Origin of the sequence: Streptomyces sp. Wb2n-11 (assembly GCF_001049855.1) — a bacterium.
GTDB classification, from domain to species: Bacteria; Actinomycetota; Actinomycetes; order Streptomycetales; family Streptomycetaceae; genus Streptomyces; species Streptomyces altiplanensis.
The window spans coordinates 2,283,051-2,303,642 of the sequence record NZ_CVPB01000001.1 but is presented as its reverse complement, the minus strand read 5'-3'; the positions used below and the strand labels follow the sequence as shown (position 1 = coordinate 2,303,642).

The following is a 20,592-nucleotide window of genomic DNA, read 5'->3' as shown; positions in this document are numbered from 1 at the left end:
CGGTCCTGCCGCCGGAGGCGGACGAAGGAGCCCAGGACTGGCAGATGGACCGTACCCGGGCCCCGATCGCCACCAAGATCGTGGTCGCGGGAGGTTTCGGCGTGGGCAAGACGACCTTCGTCGGCTCGGTCTCCGAGATCACCCCCCTCAAGACCGAGGCGGTGATGACCACCGCGAGCGAGGAGAGCGACGACCTCACCGCGACGCCCGACAAGACCACGACCACCGTCGCGATGGACTTCGGCCGCATCACCCTCGACGACGACCTCGTGCTGTACGTCTTCGGGACGCCCGGCCAGCAGCGGTTCTGGTTCATGTGGGACGACCTGGTACGCGGTGCGATCGGCGCGGTCGTCATGGCCGACACGCGCCGGCTGTCCGACTGCTTCCCCGCGCTCGACTACTTCGAGAGCTGCGGACTGCCGTACATCGTCGCCGTCAACCACTTCGAGGGAACGACGGCGTACGAGGCCGAAGACGTCAGGGAGGCCCTGACCGTACCGGCGCACGTACCGGTCGTGATCATGGATGCGCGCAAGCGGTTCTCGGTGGTCGAGTCGCTGCTGGCCCTCGTCGGCCACGCGCTCACGACCACGCCCGAGTAGCGCCGTACCACCGAACAGCCAATCAACGGAGAACCCCGCCATGCGGAAGATACTCATAGTCGGAGCCGGTCAGTCCGGGCTCCAGCTCGCCCTCGGACTCCAGAGCCGCGGGTACGAGGTCACCCTGATGTCCAACCGCACGGCGGACGAGATCCGGTCGGGCCGGGTCATGTCGACGCAGTGCATGTTCCACACCGCCCTCCAGCACGAGCGCGACCTCCAGATCAACTTCTGGGAGTCGCAGGCCCCGAGGATCGAGGGCCTCGGCGTCTCCGTCGCCGCGCCCGACTCCTCGCGCGCCGTGGACTGGGTCGGCAAGCTCGACGGTTACGCCCAGTCCGTCGACCAGCGCGTGAAGATGGCCGGCTGGATGGAGACGTTCGCGCAGCGCGGCGGGCAGCTCGTCATCCACGGTGCGGCCGTTTCCGACCTGGACTACTTCTCCCGTACGTACGACCTGGTCATGGTCTCGGCGGGCAAGGGCGAACTGGTCTCGATGTTCGGCCGCGACGCGTCCCGCTCCCCGTACGACGCCCCGCAGCGCGCCCTGGCCGTGGCGTACGTCCACGGGCTCGGCCCGCGTCCCGAGCACCCGGAGTTCGACGCGGTCCGCTGCAACCTGGTCCCGGGTGTCGGCGAGCTCTTCGTCATGCCGACGCTGACCCTCTCCGGCCGCGCGGACATCCTCTTCTGGGAAGGCGTTCCCGGCGGTCCCGTCGACGCGTTCAAGGGCGTGAAGGACCCCTCCGAGCACCTGTCCCTCACCCTGGAACTGATGGAGAAGTTCCTGCCGTGGGAGCACGCCCGCGCGACGAAGGCCGAGCTGACCGACGCGAACGGCACACTGGCGGGCCGGTACGCCCCGACGGTACGCAACCCCGTCGGCCGGCTGCCTTCCGGCGGCCTGGTCCTGGGCGTCGCCGACGTCGTCGTCGCGAACGACCCGGTCACGGGCCAGGGCTCCAACTCCGCGTCGAAGTGCGCGGCCTCGTACCTCTCCTCCATCACGTCCCACGGCGACCAGCCGTTCGACGAGGCGTGGATGCGCTCCACGTTCGACCGGTACTGGGACACGGCGCAGCACGTCACCAAGTGGACGAACGCGATGCTCGGCGTCCCGCCGGAGCACGTCCTGAACCTGATCGGCGCGGCGAGCGGCCTCCAGCCGGTGGCCGACCGCTTCGCGAACGGCTTCAACGACCCGGCGGACTTCGAGAACTTCTTCTACGACCCGGAGAAGACGAACGCCTACCTGGCCTCGGTCACCGGAGCCTGACGGACCTCTGAGCACCGAAGACCCCCAGCCTCGGCCGGCCGGGGGTCTTCCCGCTCGTGGGGGCGGACGGTTTCGAACCGCCGGCATCCGCTGTGCGGGCCCGGCCGCGGGCCGCTCGGCGCCACCGGCGTGACACCCACCGGCCCTTCGCCACCGGTCCTGGACCGCCTGCTCCGCGCCCTTCTCGTGAGTCTCAGAGCATGATGAGCAGACGCGTGTTCGGCTTGAGCTTCCTGTTCACCGATCGGCTCTGCACGTATACCTCCAGTTTGGGATTACGCCCCGCCTTCACGGAGACGGTGCCCTGGATACCCGTGCCGAACAGAAGGCTGCGTGCCGCGTCGCCCGTGTACGCGCGGTCGGTGTCCTTCTCGACCACGACGACTTCCTTGTCGGGCTGGACCTGGACCCGGGTGCCCAGCTGGTAGTAGCAGGAACCGCGTTCGTACGTCACGCCCGGGTGCGAATCGACGAAGGACCGGATCTCGACCTCCGTGTCGACCTTCAGGAGCCGGTACTTGTCGGCCGGGACCGGTTCGAGGTTCGCCCGCACGTCGTCGACCGATATGTCCTGGCCGACCGCGAACAGGTTCTTCGTGCCGCGCACTCCCTGCTCGCGGCCACGGAGGAAGCTGGTGGCGGCGGCGCGCACGGTACCGATCGCCTCCTCGACACCCTCCTGGGAATCCGCGTCCCAGATGGCGATGTTCCCGGCCGGGAAGCCGTAGTTCTGGGCGGTTCGCTTCGCCAGGGAGTTCGGGACGAGGATCGCGGAAGTCCAGTGGCCCGGAAGCGCACCCATCTTCGCCGCGATCCTGTCGAGCCAGGGGCCGAGGATGGTCATGTCGCCGTCGTGCCGCCGGTCGCCGCCGGAGGCGTTCTCCTCGCCGTCCGTCACCACGATCTGGAGGAAACTGTGCTCGCCGTACTCCTCCCAGATGTGGCCCAGGTCGTCCAGGGACTTCAGAGAGGCTTCGATGAGGGCCGTGGCGCCGTTGTTGACCTTGTACAGACCCCGCATGGACGGCAGGTGCTTCACGTCCATGTCCCAGACCAGGTTCTCCACCTTGTGGTCGAAGGAGTAGAGGCTGATCCGGGTCTCATGGCCGAGGCTGTCCGACTCGGCCTTCAGACCCGCCACGAACTCGTCCACGACACGGATGAGTTGGCTCTGGTGCTGACGCATGGAACCCGAACAGTCCACTACCAGCGCGACGTGATTCACCTTGTGCTGGATCTTGTTGGCGGACACGTTTCTGCTCCTTCTCCGAGGCTCCCCGAGTGATGTCCTCACACTAGGAGGAGGCACTGACAACGGAGCTTGACGGACGATCACCCACCGGGCCCGTGCACGGAGCGGCAGGTGACGGACGCCGGTGGGACACCTGCTCGAAGCGGAACCCGAACGGCGCTCCCCCTCTCCCCGCCGCCGGCGGGACCACCTGGTTCCACCGGGCCCTGTACGCCGCCACGGACCCGGCACCGGGCCTCCGGACCCCCGAGCCGGGGCGGACGGCGGCCCGGCCCGGTCCACCGGCTGATGAGCTCTTCGAGCTCTCGCGCGGTCCAGTGGCCCGCCGCGCCGGGGCAGGCCGCCGGGTAGCCCGCGATCGTGGGCGCGTCCCACGCGCCCGCTTCGAGAAGCCCCGTGAACAGATACCGCAGGTAGGCGGCGGAGGGCCTGTTCCACTCCGTGCCGTGGAGGCTCCAGGGGGCGGTGAAGGTGAGGACGGGCAGGCCGTCCAGCGCGCCCGGACGGACGAGCGTTTCGTAGCGCCCGCCCCGAGCGTCGCCCTGCCCCTGGCCAGAACCTCGCTCAGGCCGAGGTCGACGCCTGGTTCCGGTACATCTCCTGAGCCGCGATGTCGGAGAACTGCTCAGCCGTGACCAGGTGGGCCCGCGCAAGAACACGTCCGCTCGCCCCGGGGTCGTAGAAGGCCCGCGCTCCGGCCCACACCGGGGACTCCGTGGCGAAGTGGAGGGCGCCCTCCAGCTCCACCGGGACGGACGCTGCCGGTGCGCGCCTGTCCCGGCATCCCGGATAAGTCCTGGCGGCTCCCGGAGGACGGCCGCCCGCGATGTAGAAGGCCAGGCGGTCCAGGTGCGTGTTGGAGCCGTAGGACGCGTACCGGACCTGATGCGGTGCGGCGCCTTCGGACCGCGCTTCGCCGAGGACGCGGGTGCCGGTCAGGGTCTTCTGGTACCCCGTGGACGGTGCGTGAACGGCCGGGAGCGGTCGGCACGTCGTAACGGACGAGGTGCCGGTCTTCCAGTCCCGGCCCGTCCGGGCGCCAGGGGCTCGCCCCGGCTTCGGGGCCGGGTGGGCGGGGGGACGGCCCCGCGGGGTCATGCCCCCGGCGCCGCCTCCGACGTGTACCCCCAGTCGGAGCCCGCCGTCGCGCCGCGCGGGAGCTTCGGCGGTGTGTAGGACGGCAGCGGTTTCAGGCGCGGGTCCGGGCGGACGGCGCCCAGCAGGGGGTTGGCAGCGATCGGGGAGACCTTGACGCGGGACCCGGGGCGCGGGGCATGGACGACCATGCCGTTGCCGAGGTAGATCGCCACATGCGTGGCCTCGGGGAAGTAGATCACCAGGTCGCCCGGCCGCAGCTTCCGCAACGGCACCTTCGGCAGCTGCCGCCACTGCTCCTGGCTCGTCCGGGGGATCTCCCGCCCCGCGTGCGCCCACGCCTGCGACGTGAGCCCCGAGCAGTCGAAGGAACCCGGTCCCTCCGCGCCCCACACGTACGGCTTCCCGATCTGCCGGACGGCGTACTCCACCGCCTTGCCGCCCAGTCGCGAAGGTGTCCGCCGCGCCGCCTCGCCCGGGCTGCCGAGCGCGCCCGAGGCCAGCAGACCGCGCTGCGCCTTGCCGGTGTTCCGCTCCTCCAGCCGTGCCAGGCCGGCCAGCTGTTCCTCGGTCAGCGAGGCCAGCAGCTCCTCCACGTCCCGCAGCCGCTCCCGTACCGCGTCGCGCTGCTTCTTCTGCTTCCTGGCGAGCGTCTGCTGCTTGTCGAGCGCGTACCGCTCCCTGGTCGCGAGTTCGTCCGCCCGCCTCTCGCCGCTCTCCAGCCGCGCGATCGTCGCCGCCCGGTCGTCGGCCGCCCGCTGCAGTACGTGGCCCTGCGCCAGCGCGCGCTCCGGGTCCCGGGCCAGCAGCAGTCGCAGGTAGGGGGAGAGGCCGGTCCGCCCCTGGTACTGCTCGCGTGCCAGCCGGCCCGCCGCGCTCCGGCTCTCGGCGAGCGCGATCCGGGCCCTGGACAGGCCCGCGGACACTTTCCTGACCTCGCCCAGCTGTTCCTTGACGGACTCCTCCGTCGCCTTGTACGTCTCGCCGGCCTCCTCGACCCGCTGGTACAGCTTCTGAAGTTCCGTCAGCAGTTCCGTGACGGTCGCCGCCCGCCGGGGCGGGGCGGGGGCCGGGGCGGGTGGAGGGGCGGGAGTGCCCGGTGCCGCCGCGGTGGCCGGCGCGGGGAGTGCCGTGAGCACTGCGGCGGCGGCCAGTGCGACCGTGCAGACGGACTGGGTGAGTCTGCTTGACACGTCATCACCTCCGGTTCGAGGCCGGGCGGTCCGGCCTCAAGGTGATGATGTGCACCGGTGGCGGGGGTGTGAGCGGGCGGCTGGGCGGGTTGGGCCAACGCCGTCACCCGCCGAGAGGTAATCCGCGGTACCACCGGCGTGGCTGCACAGCGCGACCCCGCCCCGGCGCAGGCGCCGGGGCGGGGTGCGGGTGTACGGGGTGGTGCGAGGCGTACGGGGGTGCGGGGTTACGGGCGGTGCGGGGTCAGCTGTGCGGCGTTCAGCCCAGCTTGGCCAGCTGCGCCTCGATCTCGGCCTTCGGCTGCTCCGTCTTGCCGGAGAAGTTCTGGGCGTAGAAGGTCACGAGCGTGCTGCCCTTGCGCACCGTCACCAGCTGGGACGTGCTGGGCTCGCCCTCCAGGTCCATCGTCAGGGTGAAGGCGACCGCCTCGTCATCACCGGCGTAGGCACCGGGGGTGACCTTGGTGTACTTCGTCTTGTCCGAGCCGGTGACCACGGTGAAGCCGCCGGCGCAGGCCTTGCCCGCGGCGCGCAGCTCGGCGAGGGCGTCCTGGGCTCCCTCGCCCTCGTACGAGCCGAGGGTGTCCGACATGAGCGTCGTGCTGCTCAGACCGGCCAGGCCGGCCTTCAGCTTCTCCTCGGGAGAGGCGTCCTCGGCCGGCTTCTGGGGCACAGTGGTGATCTTGCGCGCCGAGGTCGCGACGGGCGTGCCCGCGGACCGCAGCGCGACGGCGTCGACGAGCGGCTTGCACTCGGTTTTGTCGGCGGTGGCGCCCTTCGCCGCGGCGAGGTCCACCTTGGAGGGCTCGGCGACCTTGTGGCTCTTCAGGTCGGCCTCGGCCAGGACGAGCTTGTCCAGTTCCGCCTGCGACAGGGCCTTCGCCGCGGGCTCGGCGGCGGCTGCGCTCTCCTTGCCCTTGTTTTTGCCCTCGGGGGCGGCGTCGACGGTCTTGTCGGCCCCGCAGGCGCCGACGAGCAGGGCCAGCGAGAGCGCGGAGGCGGCGACGGCGGTACGGCGAACGGTGGTGCGGCGCATGGAACAGTTCCTTCTGGATCGGTGAACAACGGTCCCCCCGCGCGAAGTCCACTCAGCCGGTGACACGCGGAATCTGTTGTGATCACCGAATCTACGGCCTCTGCCCGCACGATGATCAACGAATTCCGGCCGTCGGCGGGATTGTGACACCCGTGCAATCGCAGAGGCACCCAATCGAGACGCGTTCCGCTACAACCTTCGCCGCCGTGCCTCAGTCGAGAGGGAGCGCGTAGAAGTTGCGGCCGCGCCACAGCACGGCCCTGCTGCCGAACGCCTCCGCCCGGTAGGAGGCGCTGGCCTCCTCCGCGCCCGGCGCCGTGACACCGGAGTCCTGGAACTTCCACAGCCGCCGCCCGTCGCGCGCGCCGATCGCGGTGGCCTGCGTCTCGTTGAGCGCGAAGACGGTGCGGCCGCTGCTGCTGAGGGCGATCCGGGGGGCGGCCCGGCCGGGGTACTCCGTGGCGCGCTTCCACCGCTGGGCGCCGGTCGTCCTGTCGACGGCGTAGACCTCGTTGGAGTCGCCGGGGACGTACAGCGTCTTGTCGCGCACGACGCCGTGGCCGAAGCCGTAGGGGGCGTCGTCGGAGGAGCCCGAGGCGGCCTTGAGTTTCCAGAGCTTCCTGCCGCTGCGGGTGTCGTACGCCTGCAGGTCGCCTTCCACCGCCGCGTAGAGGCGGCCGGACGGGTCGTCGGTGATGCCCGCGCTCGGCCGTACCCCGGCGAAGAACTTGCTCCACAGCGTCCTGCCGGTCCTGCGGTCGACGAGGACGAAGGCCGCCCTGTCCCTGGCCTTCTTCTGCTGGGCGGCGGTCATGGAGGAGGTCTTCCGGCGCAGGAGCAGGCTGTCGGGGCGGATGCCGACCGTCTCGTAGCGGGGGAGGGCGCCGGAGCGGCCGTTCGGCACCTCGGTGCGCCACAGCTCCTTGCGGGCGGCCATGTCGTACGCGAAGAGGTAGGAACGCGTGCGCGTCACCTTGTCCTTCTTCCCGCCCAGGGTGTCGACCTTCGCCGCGAACCAGACCACGGGGCCGTCCGCGGCCACTTTCGCGCCGAGCACGGCCCGGGCGTCCTTCTGGCCCTTCGTCAGGAGGGGCCCGTACGGCACCCGGTGCCTGACCTGCCCGTCCTTCGCTGACAGCCACAGGAAGTCGGCCGGGGTGACGACGAAGCAGTGGGTGCCGTCGGCGGCTTCGGGGGCGTAGTCCGTACCGGCGGCCTTCTGTTCCCAGAGCGGGCGGCCGGTACGCAGGTCCAGCCCGGTCGTCAGTTCCCCGCCCGGGATCAGGAGGACCTGGTCGCGCCAGAGGCGGGCCGGCGGGCCGTCGGCCGCGACCGGGTGCTGGTAGTGCCAGAGCGGATCGGGAGCGAGTCCGGGCAGCGGCTCGGGACGGGCGACGGGCTTGGAGCCGCCGGCCGGGCGCGCGGGCGCGTCGTCCTCTCCCCCGGAGAGGGCCAGCACCGCACCTCCGCCCACCACCAGCCCGGCGGCGCCCGCCGCGATCCCGGTGAACAGACCACGCCTGCTGAGACCGCCGAGACCGCGCGGGGCGGCGGTCCGGGCGGGCGGCCGCGGCGCGGAGGCGGTGGCGTGCGGGAGGGCGAGCGCGGCCCCGGGGTGGGGGAGGGGAGCGGGGCCGGGCTGCGGTGCGCCTCCGGCCGCGGTCACGGCCGGTGCCGCGCCTGTGCTCACGGCAGGCGCCGCGGTGCGCCGCAGCGCCGGCAGGTGCAGGGTGGGCCCGCCGCCGACGTCCGCGGCACCGGCGGGCGTGCCCCCGGTCACCCCTGCGCCCCCGGTCTCCCCTGTGCCCCCGGTCTTCCCCGTGTCCCCGGTCTCCCCCGCGGTCCCCGGGGCGGGGGAGGGGGCCCCGTGGCGGGCCGGATCCCCCGGCCCGCCCGGCGATCGGGGCTCGGGGCCCGGAGCGGAGCCCAGGTGGTGGGAGGGGGCGGGCAGGGGAACCAGGTTCTGCGCACCCGTCCCCGCACCCGGCTCCAGCGCCCTCGCCGCCTGGTCCGTCAGGGCCGACACCAGCCGGTCCGGAAGCCAGCCGTGGCGGGTCAGGGCCGCCGCGCCCTCCAGGGCCAGTTCCGCCGCCAGGACGCCCGGGGCCGGGCGGTCCGTCGGGGACTTGGCCAGGCAGCGGGCAATCAGCGCGCGCAACTCCTGCGGTACGGCGGCCAGTTCCGGCTCGGCGTGCGCGATGCGCTCGGCGGCCGCGCCCTCGGGGCCCGCCGCCAGCGGGGTCGCGCCGGTCGCGGCGTACGCCAGGAGCAGGCCGAGGACGAAGATGTCGGACGCGGGGCCGGGCTCCCGGCCGGTCAGCTGCTCCGGGGTGAGGTAGCCGAGGCGTACGGACAACTGGCCGCCGGGGCCCGCTTCGGCGGCCACCGAAGCCCCCAGTGCGCCGAAAGCCGTCAGGCGCGGCCCGTCGGAGGCCAGCAGCACGGTGTCGGCGGCGAGACCGTGGAGTACGGCGCCGGTGGCGTGCACCCGGGCCAGGGTCTCGGCGAGCGCGGCTCCCAGGGTGCGTACGGTCCGCTCCGGCAGAGGCCCGGCGAGCCCGACCGCCTCGCCCAGCGTCAGCGCGGGTACGTAAGGGGCCGCCGTCCACAGCCCGGAGCCGCCGGCGCCCGAGTCGGCCGGGGCCTGCACCCAGCCGCCGGCCAGCCGCCGGGCGGTCTGCGCCTCCGCCTGGAAGCGGCGGCGGAAGGCGGGCAGCCCGGCCAGAGCGGGGCGGGCGGCCGAGACCACGACCGTCGTACCGTCGGCGGAGCGTGCCAGGTACTGCACGGCGCTCGCGGTCTCCCGCAGGCGCGACAGCAGGGCGTACGGCCCGATGCGGCGTGGATCGTCCTGACGCAGCGCTTCCAAGGCGCACCCCCTGTGGTCACCGTGCCGGGGCCGCTCCCTCGGTCACAGCGGCCACACCCTGCACAGCCGTCGATCTTATGGCGTGCTGTCCGGCTTCGACCAGGGCCACCTCGGGCGGTGACGCTCGCGTCCGTCCGGCGCGTACGCGTACTTCCAGCCGCGCCGGAGACCCAGCCGCTTGCTGTATCCGGCGGGGACGCGCAGGTAGGCGTGCACGGTCGGCGGTCCGCCGCCGTCGTCCGGCACCGGCACCTCGTACCACTTCGGCGGGTGTCCGGTCGGCCCGACGAGCACCGGCAGCACCCGCCCGTCCAGGGGGCCGCCCACGAAGGGCGTGTTCTCGCTTCTCACCCGGCCAGTCTCGCAGGGGCGAAGACCGCGGGAGGTCTCACAGGAGGTGGGCCGCTTCGGAGATCACCGGGATCACCCGCCGCGCCAGCACCCCCGCCGGGCCGTCCGCCGTCTCCGTCGCCAGCGCCGCCCTCGTCACGGCCGCCGTCTGCGGGTCCGTCGCCGCGGTCACGGCCAGCAGCGCGACGAAGTGGTCGACCAGCCAGTCCCGCAACGCGCCGGCCGGAGGCTGCTTGTCCTCGTCCAGCCAGATCAGGGAGGCCGCCTCGACGGCCGTGATCCAGGTGCGGACCATCATCCGCAACCGGGGACCGGCCGTCTCCGCGGCGCCCAGGTGCGCCAGGATCTGCTCGGCCGCGGCCCGCCGCACCCCGTCGACGATCGCGGTCGTACGGGAGGTCTCGGCGACGCTGCCGCCCTGGAGCAGCGCGCTGAACCCGGCGTCGTGCTGGTCGACGAAGGCCAGATAGCGGTCCAGGGCGGCGGCGAGCCGCCGGGTGAGCGGCCCGGCCTGCGGCTCGGCGAAGCACAGTTTCAGCTCGTCGGCGGCGGAGCCGAGCGCGGCCTCGTACAACTGCTGCTTGCCGCCCGGGAAGTAGCGGTACACGAGCGGCCTGGACACCCCGGCCGCCTCCGCCACGTCGTCCAGCGAGATCTCCTCGGGCGCCCGGTGCGCGAAGAGCGACAGGGCGGCGCCCAGGAGCTGGCTGCGACGCTCCTCGACGCTGAGCCTGCGGTACGCGGGGGTGGCTGCTGCCGGGGTCATGCCCGCAGCGTAGCCCCGTATGCGCCCGGCTACGCGAGGAGTCCCGAGCTCTTCCAGAGCCGGCGGCCGACGCCCTGGAGCACGCCGATGTCGTCGAGGAAGTCGGTGAGCCGCTTCGCGCCGTTCTGCATGACCTCCGTGCGGTGGCCGCTCGCCTTGACCTGGGCGACGGCCTCGCGGCGGTCGAGGCCCACGTTCTCGTACACCCTCGGGTTGACGAAGCACGTCGAGAAGACACGGGCCGCCTCGCCGCAACTGACCCTGGTGAGCTCGCGCTCCCACGCGGGCGCGGTCACCATCTGGCGGCGCAGCTCCTCGCGGGCGTACCGGACGTGGCGCGCCTCCTCGACCACGTGGATGCGGGTCACCCCGCGCACGAGGGTCTGGACGCGCTCGTCCGGGAACGTCAGCCGCTGCATCCAGTCGAGGATCTCCTCGCCGAGCAGCGTGGCCGCGAACGAACCCGGCGTCGTCGAGACGGTCTTCAGGACGCGTGCGAGGTTGTGGTAGAGCCGCGGCACCGGGTAAGCGGGCGCCCCGCCCTTCTGGATCATCTTGGCGAACATCATCGAGTGCCGGCACTCGTCGGCGATCTCGGTGAGCGCGTAGCGCACGTGGTTGCTGGTCACGGACTTGTCGTAGATGTGCCTGACCAGCAGCTGCATGAGGATGATCTCGAACCAGATGCCGAGGGAGGCCAGCGACGCGGCCTCGTGCCTGGCCAGGTCCATGCGCTGCTCCTCGGACATCTTCCGCCAGAGCGGAGTGTCGTAGAGCGATACGAGCTCGGGCGGCCAGAACCACTTGCCCTCTTCGACAGGGGCGTCCCAGTCGAGTTCCGTCTCGGGGTCGAAGGAGTGCTTGGCGGACGACTCCAGCAGGCGCTCGGCGACCTGCTCGCGGTCCTTGAGGAGGCCGAGTGCGTCCCTGAGTGCGTCGCGTTCGGTCACTGCGGTCATGGCGGGGGGCACCTCACGGGTGGGTTACTGGCGGTCACAGCCGTGCTCGCCTCTTATGAGACTGCTTGTCAGCAAGCCCGTCAATCCCTCGCGCGGAACTTGTTGGCCGCCGCTCCGGCAGGCCGCCCGCCGACGGGTGATTCGGCCAACTGCCGGTTCCGCGAAGGGGTACAGGGGTGCAGAGGGCGAGCGGGGAAACGCCGTCGGCCGGAGCGGATCGTACTGCCCCCGCAGGAGCGGACGGGCCGTCCGGCTGCGGGAAGGGATGTCGAAGGGGTGTACGGAAAGGGATGTGCGGCCGGGCGTCCGGCCCGGCACGATGGCGGTCATGACCACGACCGCGAGCACGCAGGCCGCCCGCCGCAGCCTCGAAGCGCTCGCCGCATGCGTGAAGTAGCGTGCGGTCATGACCATGCCACCGCCGCCCCAGCGGCCCCCCGGCCCGTACGGGTCCCCGCAGCCGCCGAATCCGTACGGCGGGCAGCCGCCGTACCCGGGGCAGCCCTACCCGCAGCAGCAGCCGTACCCGGGTCGGCCGGGACAGCCGGGTCAGGGCGGCTGGGGTCAGCCGCCCGTGGGGCCGCCCCCGCCGCGCAGGAACCGCACCGGCATGGTGATCGGCATCGTCGCGGCCTCGCTGGTCGCGCTCGGCGCCCTCGGGTTCACGGTGAAGCAGCTGTCCGAGGCCGGGGCCGTGGCCTCCGGGGCCGGTTTCCCCGAGGCCGAGTACGAGCTCACCGTGCCGAAGACCCTGCTCGACGGCGAGTACAAGCTGGCCCAGGACATGTCGCGGACCGAGGGCGAGAAGGCCCTGGAAGGGGCGTACGACTCGAAGGTCCGCAATCCGGAGCCCGCCGTCGGCCAGTACACCTCCGGGTCCCCGACCGAGCCGAGTGTGCTGGTGATCTCGGGCATGTACGGCCAGTTCAAGGAGCCCGACGAGGCACGCAGGAAGATGCTGGAAGGCGCGGAGGACGGCCGGGGAGCGACGCTGGCCGTGCCCGCCGAGGAGATCGAGCCGGCGGGTTCCCCCGTCACGCTGAGCTGCCAGGTCCTGACCTCGTCGCAGAACGGCACCGATGTCACCCTGCCGATGTGCGCCTGGGCCGACGGGAACACGGCCGCCTCGGTGGCCGTCGTCACCCCCGAGATCTCCCGGCAGGACCCCGAGTCCGTGGACCTCGGCAGGATCGCCGAGATCACCGTCGAGGTCAGGGAAGAGGCCAGGCGCAGGACCGGCTGATCACGCGGACGCGCCGCCGGGGGGCGGGAACGGCGTACGCAGCGTGAAGGACTCCGGCGTCGGGCCGTGCTCGCGCAGGCGCAGGAGTGCCTTCTCGGCGTCCGCCACCGTCGGGCGGCTCCCCGCCTCCACCCACCACAGCGCCGTCATCGCTTCCTTCACGCGCGCGAACCACTCGTGGCGCCGGCCGAGCAGCTCCCGGTGCTGCCCCTGGTACATGAAGGCGGTCAGGGCGTCGGGGTCGCGCCACACCGACATGTTCACGATCAGCCACTCGTCCCCGAACACCGGCACGTCCGTCGCGTTGCCCGTCTCGCTCTGCAGCCGCCACACGAAGCCGTCGGCGCCGTCGGCCACCGCGTTCACGGGGTCCAGGGCGTCCACGAAGTCCTTCAGCTCCGGGGAGTCCAGCGGGAACTTGAGGCGGGCGATGTTCACCTGGGCGAGTTCGTACGCGGCGGGAACGGCGGGAACGGCGGGAGCGGCGGGAGCGGCGGAGTCGGTGGTCATGGCCGCACGATAAGCGCGTACGGCGACACCCCCCAGGGCCGTTTCACCCACCGAGACATGACGGCAGGTCAGCCGTCCAGCGCCGCCCGCATCACCGCCCGCGCGATCGGCGCCGCGCTTCCCCCGCCGCTGATGTCGGCGCGGTCCGCCGACGCGTCCTCCACGACCACCGCCACCGCGATCGCGGGCCGGCTCTCGCCCTCCTCCTGCGCCCAGGAGATGAACCAGGCGTACGGCATGCCCGTGTTGTCGATGCCGTGCTGCGCCGTGCCCGTCTTGCCGCCCACCGTCACCCCCGGGATGGCGGCGTTCGTGCCCGTCCCCTCCTCCACGACGTCGACCATCATCTGCTGGAGCCGCAGGGCGGTGGCCGGGTTCACCGCCTGGTGCAGGGACTTCTGACGGGTCCGCGAGACGACGTCGCCGTCCGCCCGGGTCGTCCTGTCCACCAGGTAGGGGTGCATGAGGTCACCGTCGTTGGCGACGGCCGCGGCGACCATCGCCATCTGGAGCGGCGTCGCCGTCGTGTCGTACTGGCCGATGGAGGAGAGCGCGAGCTGGTCGTCGCTCATGCTGGTGTCGAAGTTGCTCCGGGACACCCCGGACGGGATCCTCAGCCCGTCGTCGTTGAAGCCGAACCTGCTCACGGTGTCCAGCATCCCGGCCAGCCCCACCCGCACGCCCAGATCCGCCATCACCGTGTTGCAGGAGACCCGGACCGCGTACTCCAGCGACGCGTTGCGGCAGCCGCGCGCCTCGTTGGGGAGCCTGGTGGTGGTGCCGGGCAGGACGTACGGATCGGGCGTCCTCGTCGGCGCGTCGATGTCCTCCACCACGCCCGATTCGAGCGCCGCGGCCGCTGTCACGATCTTGAAGGCGGACCCCGGCGGATACGTCTGCCGGATGGCCCGGTTGAGCATCGGCTGGCTCGCCGCGCCGGTCAGCCGCGCCCACGCGTCCGTGACCGCCTTCCCGGTCCCGGAGAGCCGCTCGGGATCGTACGACGGGCTGCTGACCAGCCCCAGGATCTTCCCCGTCGTGGGCTCGATCGCCGCGACGGCGCCCTTCCTGCCGGCGAGCCCGTCGTACGCCGCCCGCTGGACCGCGCCCTTGATGGTGGTGACGACGTCGCCGCCGGGCTGCTGCGAGCGCGTGACCTCGTTCCACAGGGGGATCGGGGCGAGCATCGGATCGGTGCCGGAGAGGACGTCGTCCGCGGCGTTCTCGATGAGGGTCGTGCCGTACGTCTGGGAGGCGTAGCCGGTGACGGGCGCGTACAACGGCCCGTGCGGATACGTTCTTTCGTACCGCAGCTGCTCGCCGCTGTCCCGGGAGCCGGTGACCGGCCCCCCGTCCACGACGATGTCGCCGCGCGGCTGGCTGTAACGGACGATGGTCTGACGCCGGTTGGCGGGATTGTCGCTCAGCGACTCGGCCTGGAAGACCTGGATGCGGGCGGCGTTCAGCAGCAGCGCGACGAGCAGCAGCAGGCACAGCCCGGCCGCGCGGCGGATGTAGCGGATCACTGGTCGTCCTCCACGACGGGGGCGATGACGCCGGTCTCGGTGTGCTCGGGCTGCGGACGGCGGGCCGAGTCGCTGACCCGGATCAGCAGCGCCACGATGATCCAGTTGGTGACGACGGACGAACCGCCCTGCGCCAGGAACGGCATCGCCATGCCGGTCAGCGGGATCAGCCCCGTCACACCGCCCGCGATGACGAACACCTGGAGGGCGAGGATCGAGGCGAGGCCGATCGAGAGCAGCCGCCCGAACGGGTCGCGCAGCGCGAGGCCCGCCCGGTAGCCGCGGGCGACGAGCAGGGAGTACAGCAGGAAGATCGCGGTGAGCCCGGACAGGCCGAGCTCCTCGCCCGCCGTCGCCAGGATGAAGTCGGACTTGGCGGCGAAGCCGATGAGGATGGAGTCGCCGGCGCCGAGCCCCGTGCCGAGCATGCCGCCGGCCGCGAAGGCGAACAGCGACTGGGCGAGCTGGCTCGCTCCCCGGCCCGCCTCGATGGACGCGAAGGGGTGCAGCCAGTCCTGGACGCGGCTGTGGACGTGCGGTTCGAGCGAGCCGACGACGAAGGCGCCGACTGCCGCGAGGAGCAGGCCGACGGCGATCCAGCCGGTGCGGCCGGTCGCGACGTACAGCATGATCACGAAGAGTCCGAAGAAGAGCAGTGAGGTGCCGAGGTCGCGCTCCAGGACGAGTACGCCGACGCTGAGCAGCCAGATCGCGACGATCGGGCCCAGCACGCGGCCGGTGGGGAGCTGGAGCTTCCAGATCCTGCGGCCGGTGTAGGCGAGGGCGTTGCGGTTCCCGGCGAGGTAGGCGGCGAAGAAGACGGCGAGCAGGATCTTCGCGAACTCGCCGGGCTGGAAGGAGAAGCCGCCGACGCGGATCCAGATCTTCGCGCCGTTGATGGCCGGGAAGAAGATCGGCACGATCATCAGGACGAGGGCGGCGGCGACCGAGAGATAGGCGTACCGCTGGAGGACGCGGTGGTCGCGCAGCAGGACGACCACGCCGATGAAGAGCGCGACGCCGAGGGTGGACCAGATGAGCTGGGTGGGGGCCGCCTGGTCCCTGGGGGTCTCCAGGTCGAGGCGGTAGATGAGGACCAGGCCGAGGCCGTTGAGGAGGACCGCGATGGGCAGGACCAGCGGGTCGGCGTACGGGGCGCGGAAGCGGACGGCGAGGTGGGCGAGGAGCGCGAGGGCGCCGAGGCCGGCGCCGTAACCGGCGGCGCCGGGCGGCACGGCGCCGTCCTGGGTGAGGCCGACGGCGATGTAGCCGTACGCGGCGATGAGGACGGCGCAGACGAGGAGCGAGAGTTCGACGCCGCGTCGCTTGGGCAGGCGTACGTCGGGCGGGGGAGCGTCCACCGTCGTTGCGGTCATGTCAGGCAACGTAGCAAGCAAGCAGGCCGTATGTCCGTATATGTCAAGGGGTTCCGGCTGGTGAGTGCGGCCGGCCGCTCACGCCCGGGGGCCCGCTGCGGCGGGGCCGGGCCCCTCGGGGCGCGGGCGGGGGACGGAGAGCCGCCGGCCGCGGGGGTGTCGGCACGTGCGCGGAGACTTCGGTGCGTGGGCTTCGCGGTGCGTGGGCTTCGGCGCGTGGGCTTCAGTACGTGCGCGGAGGCTTCGGCGCGCGAGGCGTCAGCACGTGCGCGGGGCGGGCCCGATGTCCGCGATGTAGCGCGCCGAGCCCCAGGCCCAGGTGCCGTCGGTGAGCAGGTACCAGTGGCTGTTGCCGTACACGTTCTCGCCGTGGGTCTTGCAGAAGATGTGGACGACCGCGCCGTAGGGCCTGCTGCCGATGACCCTGCTGCCGCGGGTGGGTTTGTCGCGCAGCAGCAGCCCCGACTTGGCGGTGACACGCCCCTTGTACGTGTGGGAACTCCCGGCCGGGGGCTCCGGGTGCTGGACGGGGTCCGTGGCGGCGAGCGCCGGGCCCGCGGCGAGGAGCGCTGCGACGGCACCGGCGGCGGCGTACGGGCCGAGCCTGGAGAGCGGGGACCTGGAGAACGGAGAACGGGAAAGCGGGGACCTGGAGAGCGGAGGTCCGGAAAGCGGGGACCGGGGGAGCAGGGGCATGCGCATGCTGGTTCCTGGAGGGTGAGGGGCCTTCGCCGCGGCGAAGGCCGACGGGGGATCCGGTCCGTGACGAACCGGTCCTCGACTCGCCCGGTTCACGCTAATTCCGCCACCCGCTGATCGCAATCCGTCACTCTGCGTGCTCAGCGCTGGTAGGGATTCTGCCCGGGGTGCTGCTGGGGCGCCTGCCCGTAACCGCTGCCGTGCCCCTGCCCGCCCTGGCCGCCGCCCTGCGCCAGGAGCTGCTCCGCCTGCTCCTGGGAAACCTGCTGCTCGGCGCCGCAGAAAGTGCACTGTGTCGTGTACTTCGTGGAGAACGGGAACAGCGGTACGAAGAACAGCGTGAACTTGCTGACGCGCTTCTTGAGCGTGTGCGCCGCCGGATTGCCGCAGCGCCCGCACGCCAGCGTGAGCATCGCCAGTTGGTAGAGGTAGCTCTTGCTGCCGAAGATGATCATTCGATGGTCCCCTCGTGTGTCCGTGCGTGCCGGCCGGTGCCTGTCTGCGCCGGCTGCCCGTCGGTCTGCTCTGCTGTCGAGTCTGCACCAACCGGCCCGGTGGGGCTCATGGCCCTCGCGGCGCCGGTGCGGTGACGCGGCGCCGGTGAGCCCACCGCCGGTGAGCCCACAGCCGGTACCGCGACGCGGCGCGGGCGCGCCGGCCGCCTCCCGGCCGCCCGCCGCTCCGGCACCGTCCAGGACATCGACCACATCGTCGTCCTGATGCGGGAGAACCGTTCCTTCGGCCACTACTTCGGCCCGCTGAAGGGCGTACGGGGCTTCGGGGACCCGCGACCGGTGACGCTGCCGAGCGGAAAGCCGGTCCGGCACCAGACGGACGGCGGCAAGAAGGTGACGCTGCCGTTCCACCCGACGGCCGACGATCTGGGGATGCAGTTCCTCCAGGGCCTCAACCACGACTGGGCGGGCGGCCACAAGGCGATCAACAAGGGCAGGTACGACCAGTGGGTGCCGGCCAAAACACCCACCACCATGGCGTACCTGACGCGCGAGGACATCCCGTTCCACTGCGCCCTCGCCGACAGGTTCACCGTCTGCGACGCGTACCACTGCTCGTTCGTCGGAGCCACCGACCCGAACCGCTGCTCCATGTGGACGGGCCGCACCGGCAACGACGGCACCGGCGGCGGCCCCGTCCTCGGCAACGAGGAGGCGGGGTACGGCTGGACGACGTACCCCGAACGCCTGGAGAAGGCCGGGATCTCCTGGAAGATCTACCAGGACACCGGGGACGGCCTGGACGCCGCGGGCCACTGGGGCTGGACCAACGACGCCTACCGCGGCAACTACGGCGACAACTCCCTCCTCTGCTTCCACCAGTACCGCGACGCCAGGCCCGGCGACCCGCTCTACGGCAAGGCCCGCACCGGCACCAGCGTCAAGAACGGCGACGGCTACCTCGACGACCTGAAGGCCGACGTGCGGGCCGGCCGGCTCCCGCGGATCTCCTGGATCGCCGCCCCGGAAGCCTCCACCGAGCACTCCGACTTCCCCTCGGACTACGGCGCCTGGTACATCGCGCAGGTCCTGGACGCGCTGACGTCCGACCCGGAGGTGTGGAGCAGGACGGCCCTGTTCGTCACGTACGACGAGAACGACGGCTTCTTCGACCACGTCGTGCCCCCGTGCCCGCCGACCTCCTCCTCCCAGGGCGAGTCCACCGCCGACACCTCCACCGAGCTCCACGCGGGCGGCACGTCGTACGCGGCGGGCAACTACGGCCTCGGCCCGCGCGTCCCGATGCTCGTCGTCTCGCCCTGGAGCACCGGCGGTTACGTCTGCTCCGAGGTCTTCGACCACACCTCGATCATCCGCTTCATGGAACGCCGCTTCGGCGTGAGCGAGCCGAACATCTCCCCGTGGCGCCGCGCGATCTGCGGCGACCTCACCTCGGCCTCCGACTTCGGTACGGCCGACCCGCGCTCCGCCGAACTGCCCGACACCGCCGCGTACGAGCCGCCGGACCGCGCACGCCACCCCGACTACCGGCCCATCGCGCCGGCGGTCGGCGCCATGCCCGTGCAGGAGCCGGGCAAGCCGTCAAGGACCGAGGAAGCCGCCCTCGCCCTGCCGCCCGATGCCGCGCAGCAGCGTGTCGACCACGCGAGTCGCCAACTCGTCGACATCGTTGGCGTCCTCGTCGACCCTCTCGGCCCGGTCGAGAGCGGCTTCGTGAATGAGGGCGTAATAGACGCGGCGGGCCCACACCAGGTCCGTGTCGGGCCGTAGTACGCCGGCGTCGCGCGCCCGCCGGAACAGCTGGTCGCACTGGTCGAGCACATCGGCGTGCGCCCGTGCCACCTCCGGGTCCTCCGGAACCGTCCTGCTCATCGCGAACCCCCAGCCGATCTTGACCCGGAGGACGTTGGCCGTCGCCTGGTAGAGGGCCACCAGTGGCGGGGCGCTGTCGGGGTGGGCGCTCGTCACGGCTTCGTGGAACTGCCGCGTCGCCCATGCCGTCAGGGCGTCCACCAGGGCCTCGCGGCTGGTGAACCGGCGGTGCACAGTCGTCCGCGCGACGCCCGCGGCCTCCGCGATCTGCTCCATGGTCGCCGCCGGATTGGCGCCGAGGACGCGTTCGGCGGCCTCCAGGATGCCCCTGACCGTCCGCTCGGCGTCCGCGCGCAGCGGCCGCTGCTGACTCTTGCGTTCCACGGAGCTCCTTCCCTCTTCCACCCCACAAGACTACGTCGAAGTTGCCATTCATCCATTACTTGCAACACTGATGTAGCAACTCCTAAGCTTTCCGCATCCCCGAAGTCACTCTTTCTAAGAGGAGCACCCATGGACCTGCAACTGACCGGCAAGGCGGCTGTCGTGACCGGTGCGAGCCGGGGCATCGGCCTCGCCACCGTCTCCGCACTGGTGGGCGAGGGCATGCGGGTGGTGGCCGCAGCGCGGGTGATCACACCGGAACTCAAGGCCACCGGCGCGATCGGCGTGCCCGTGGACCTCTCCACCCCCGACGGCCCCGCCCGCCTCATCGCCGAGGCCGAGGCCGAACTCGGCGGACTGGACCTCCTGGTCAACAACGTGGGGGGCGGTGACGCGGGCGAGGGCCAGACGGGCGGTTTCCTCACCTTCACCGACCAGCAGTGGCACGACGCGTTCGACCTGAACTTCCTCGCCGCGGTCCGCACCACCCGGGCGGCGCTGCCCCGCCTCGCGGACGGCGGCGGCTCCGTCGTCAGCATCTCCTCCAACGGCGCCCGGACGCCGCACGCCGGCCCCATCACCTACACCACCGCGAAGGCGGCACTGACCGCGTTCGGCAAGGCGCTGGCGGAGGAGTTCGGACCTCAGGGCATACGCGTCAACACGGTCTCGCCCGGCCCCGTCCGCACCGACCTGTGGGAAAGCCCCGACGGCTACGGAGCCGCGCTGGCCCGGTCGATGGGCGTGGAACAGGAGCAGCTCCTGGCACAGCTCCCGGCCGCCATGGGAATGGTGACCGGCAGGCTGGTCCGCCCCGACGAGGTCGCCACCCTCGTCGCCTACCTGGCCTCCCCCCTCGCGGGCAGCATCACCGGCGCGGACCACATCATCGACGGAGGCGCGGTCAAGACGGTCTGAACCGGCCGAACCATCTCAAGGCCGGCTTGCGGACGGCGACCACGACCGCTGCGACCGCGACACGAGCCCCCGCACGCCGCTCAACGAGGCGTACCGCGGCCGCGCAGTGGCGCCGAAGGTTCACTCGCCACGACAAAGAGCCGGACCCAGTGGGACTGGGTCCGGCTCTCAATGTCTGGCACTTCCGCAAGTCAGCGGGTGTTCCACGCTGGTCCGGCTTCTGTGCCCCCGGCAGGATTCGAACCT

The 20,592-nt window shown here is 72.0% G+C and carries 17 protein-coding genes and 2 pseudogenes; 5 read left to right on the top strand and 14 right to left on the bottom strand.

The window, feature by feature from the left end; genetic code table 11:
• The first annotated feature begins 44 nt into the window (after positions 1–44).
• Positions 45–605 (top strand): GTP-binding protein, encoded by a 561-nt coding sequence (locus BN1555_RS10140; protein ID WP_093803315.1) that lies wholly within the window; start codon positions 45–47, stop codon positions 603–605.
• A 40-nt stretch (positions 606–645) separates the two neighbouring features.
• Positions 646–1,881: a styrene monooxygenase/indole monooxygenase family protein gene (locus tag BN1555_RS10135; protein WP_093799072.1), complete on the top strand. Its 1,236-nt coding sequence runs from the start codon at positions 646–648 to the stop codon at positions 1,879–1,881.
• Between the two features lie 193 nt (positions 1,882–2,074).
• Here BN1555_RS10135 and BN1555_RS10130 read toward each other — a convergent pair whose 3' ends face one another.
• The 8 genes and pseudogenes from BN1555_RS10130 to BN1555_RS10095 all read right to left on the bottom strand — a co-directional run bounded on the left by BN1555_RS10130 (position 2,075) and on the right by BN1555_RS10095 (position 11,402).
• Positions 2,075–3,133 (bottom strand): vWA domain-containing protein, encoded by a 1,059-nt coding sequence (locus BN1555_RS10130; protein ID WP_093799071.1) that lies wholly within the window; start codon positions 3,131–3,133, stop codon positions 2,075–2,077.
• A gap of 287 nt (positions 3,134–3,420) precedes the next feature.
• Positions 3,421–4,072 (bottom strand): annotated as a pseudogene (locus BN1555_RS10125) (histone deacetylase); the annotation flags it as partial.
• Positions 4,073–4,227: 155 nt separating this feature from the next.
• The gene (locus tag BN1555_RS10120) at positions 4,228–5,421 is read right to left on the bottom strand and encodes a C40 family peptidase (protein WP_093799070.1); all 1,194 of its coding nucleotides are present in this window, start codon (positions 5,419–5,421) and stop codon (positions 4,228–4,230) included.
• Between the two features lie 259 nt (positions 5,422–5,680).
• Positions 5,681–6,457: a hypothetical protein gene (locus tag BN1555_RS10115; RefSeq protein WP_093799069.1), complete on the bottom strand. Its 777-nt coding sequence runs from the start codon at positions 6,455–6,457 to the stop codon at positions 5,681–5,683.
• A 211-nt stretch (positions 6,458–6,668) separates the two neighbouring features.
• Positions 6,669–9,326, bottom strand: coding sequence for an outer membrane protein assembly factor BamB family protein (locus BN1555_RS10110; protein WP_093799068.1), 2,658 nt, complete (start codon positions 9,324–9,326; stop codon positions 6,669–6,671).
• Positions 9,327–9,401: 75 nt separating this feature from the next.
• Positions 9,402–9,677: a hypothetical protein gene (locus tag BN1555_RS10105; protein WP_093799067.1), complete on the bottom strand. Its 276-nt coding sequence runs from the start codon at positions 9,675–9,677 to the stop codon at positions 9,402–9,404.
• A 37-nt stretch (positions 9,678–9,714) separates the two neighbouring features.
• Positions 9,715–10,443 (bottom strand): TetR/AcrR family transcriptional regulator, encoded by a 729-nt coding sequence (locus BN1555_RS10100; protein WP_093799066.1) that lies wholly within the window; start codon positions 10,441–10,443, stop codon positions 9,715–9,717.
• Between the two features lie 29 nt (positions 10,444–10,472).
• Positions 10,473–11,402, bottom strand: coding sequence for an AurF N-oxygenase family protein (locus BN1555_RS10095; RefSeq protein ID WP_093799065.1), 930 nt, complete (start codon positions 11,400–11,402; stop codon positions 10,473–10,475).
• A gap of 406 nt (positions 11,403–11,808) precedes the next feature.
• On the opposite strand from BN1555_RS10095, the gene BN1555_RS10090 reads away from it, so the two are divergent.
• Positions 11,809–12,645: a hypothetical protein gene (locus BN1555_RS10090; protein ID WP_093799064.1), complete on the top strand. Its 837-nt coding sequence runs from the start codon at positions 11,809–11,811 to the stop codon at positions 12,643–12,645.
• On the opposite strand, the gene BN1555_RS10085 is transcribed toward BN1555_RS10090, so the two are convergent.
• The 5 genes from BN1555_RS10085 to BN1555_RS10065 form a co-directional block, all read right to left on the bottom strand.
• Positions 12,646–13,155 (bottom strand): DUF3291 domain-containing protein, encoded by a 510-nt coding sequence (locus BN1555_RS10085; RefSeq protein WP_093799063.1) that lies wholly within the window; start codon positions 13,153–13,155, stop codon positions 12,646–12,648.
• A gap of 68 nt (positions 13,156–13,223) precedes the next feature.
• Positions 13,224–14,681 carry a peptidoglycan D,D-transpeptidase FtsI family protein gene (locus tag BN1555_RS10080; RefSeq protein ID WP_093799062.1) on the bottom strand — a complete coding sequence of 486 codons (1,458 nt, stop codon included), beginning with the start codon at positions 14,679–14,681 and terminating at the stop codon, positions 13,224–13,226.
• Positions 14,678–16,057, bottom strand: a complete 1,380-nt coding sequence (locus BN1555_RS10075; protein ID WP_093799061.1) for an FtsW/RodA/SpoVE family cell cycle protein — start codon at positions 16,055–16,057, stop codon at positions 14,678–14,680. The genes BN1555_RS10080 and BN1555_RS10075 overlap by 4 nt, the downstream gene beginning before the upstream one ends.
• A 258-nt stretch (positions 16,058–16,315) precedes the next feature.
• Positions 16,316–16,759 carry an SH3 domain-containing protein gene (locus BN1555_RS10070; protein ID WP_255305963.1) on the bottom strand — a complete coding sequence of 148 codons (444 nt, stop codon included), beginning with the start codon at positions 16,757–16,759 and terminating at the stop codon, positions 16,316–16,318.
• Between the two features lie 137 nt (positions 16,760–16,896).
• A complete protein-coding gene (locus tag BN1555_RS10065; protein WP_093799060.1) occupies positions 16,897–17,211 on the bottom strand; it encodes a zinc-ribbon domain-containing protein in 315 nt (104 codons plus the stop codon).
• A gap of 207 nt (positions 17,212–17,418) precedes the next feature.
• Here BN1555_RS10065 and BN1555_RS10060 point away from each other — a divergent pair.
• A pseudogene (locus tag BN1555_RS10060) lies at positions 17,419–18,819 on the top strand (phosphocholine-specific phospholipase C); the annotation flags it as partial.
• Here BN1555_RS10060 and BN1555_RS10055 read toward each other — a convergent pair.
• The gene (locus BN1555_RS10055; protein ID WP_093799059.1) at positions 18,814–19,428 is read right to left on the bottom strand and encodes a TetR/AcrR family transcriptional regulator; all 615 of its coding nucleotides are present in this window, start codon (positions 19,426–19,428) and stop codon (positions 18,814–18,816) included. The pseudogene BN1555_RS10060 and the gene BN1555_RS10055 overlap by 6 nt on opposite strands.
• Positions 19,429–19,557: 129 nt before the next feature.
• Between BN1555_RS10055 and BN1555_RS10050 the strand changes: the two genes are divergently transcribed.
• Positions 19,558–20,346: an SDR family oxidoreductase gene (locus BN1555_RS10050; protein WP_093799058.1), complete on the top strand. Its 789-nt coding sequence runs from the start codon at positions 19,558–19,560 to the stop codon at positions 20,344–20,346.
• Positions 20,347–20,592 lie beyond the last annotated feature (246 nt).

Coding starts and splice junctions, on each gene's coding strand:
- BN1555_RS10075 (WP_093799061.1), bottom strand. CDS start 16,057: ATGACCGCAACGACGGTGGACGCTCCCCCGCCCGACGTACGCCTGCCC.
- BN1555_RS10140 (WP_093803315.1), top strand. CDS start 45: ATGGACCGTACCCGGGCCCCGATCGCCACCAAGATCGTGGTCGCGGGA.
- BN1555_RS10095 (WP_093799065.1), bottom strand. CDS start 11,402: ATGACCGCAGTGACCGAACGCGACGCACTCAGGGACGCACTCGGCCTC.
- BN1555_RS10050 (WP_093799058.1), top strand. CDS start 19,558: ATGGACCTGCAACTGACCGGCAAGGCGGCTGTCGTGACCGGTGCGAGC.
- BN1555_RS10085 (WP_093799063.1), bottom strand. CDS start 13,155: ATGACCACCGACTCCGCCGCTCCCGCCGCTCCCGCCGTTCCCGCCGTT.
- BN1555_RS10090 (WP_093799064.1), top strand. CDS start 11,809: ATGACCATGCCACCGCCGCCCCAGCGGCCCCCCGGCCCGTACGGGTCC.
- BN1555_RS10065 (WP_093799060.1), bottom strand. CDS start 17,211: ATGATCATCTTCGGCAGCAAGAGCTACCTCTACCAACTGGCGATGCTC.
- BN1555_RS10115 (WP_093799069.1), bottom strand. CDS start 6,457: ATGCGCCGCACCACCGTTCGCCGTACCGCCGTCGCCGCCTCCGCGCTC.
- BN1555_RS10135 (WP_093799072.1), top strand. CDS start 646: ATGCGGAAGATACTCATAGTCGGAGCCGGTCAGTCCGGGCTCCAGCTC.
- BN1555_RS10070 (WP_255305963.1), bottom strand. CDS start 16,759: ATGCGCATGCCCCTGCTCCCCCGGTCCCCGCTTTCCGGACCTCCGCTC.
- BN1555_RS10100 (WP_093799066.1), bottom strand. CDS start 10,443: ATGACCCCGGCAGCAGCCACCCCCGCGTACCGCAGGCTCAGCGTCGAG.